This window comes from Maribacter sp. 4U21, assembly GCF_002742365.1.
GTDB lineage: Bacteria > Bacteroidota > Bacteroidia > Flavobacteriales > Flavobacteriaceae > Maribacter.
The window spans coordinates 1-458 of record NZ_MDGN01000033.1 but is presented as its reverse complement, the minus strand read 5'-3'; the positions used below and the strand labels follow the sequence as shown (position 1 = coordinate 458).

The 458-nt window shown below is 60.7% G+C and carries 1 protein-coding gene; it reads left to right on the top strand.

The features are described 5' to 3' along the window. A partial coding sequence (locus tag BFP77_RS16935) for a PKD domain-containing protein (RefSeq protein WP_180272317.1) occupies nt 1–458 on the top strand: 458 nt, incomplete at both ends.

The following is a 458-nucleotide window of genomic DNA, read 5'->3' as shown; positions in this document are numbered from 1 at the left end:
GCAGCGGTTCCATTGATGACATTGGCATAGCCACTTACACCTGGGACTTTGGAGACGGTGCCACGGGCACCGGCGAGACGGTTTCGCACACCTATACCGTTGCGGGCATCTACACGGCCACCCTGACGGTGACCGATGGTGGGGGTGCCACGGACACCGATACGTTGACGATAACGATGGAAGGTGACGATGTCGCTTGCGGTCCACTGCCATCACCTTGGACGGGCAGCGATATAGGGAACGTGGGTGCCGACGGTGAGGCCTGTTTCGACAACGGTACCTATGAGGTCAAGGCCTCGGGAGCCGATATCTTCGGTGCCGCGGACGAGTTCCACTACGTCTACCAGGAGCTTGAGGGCGACGGTGAGATAGTGGCCAGGGTCGTGAGCCTTGGGCAGACCAACCCATGGGCCAAGGCCGGTGTTATGATACGGGGAGACTTGGATGCCAACGCCGCC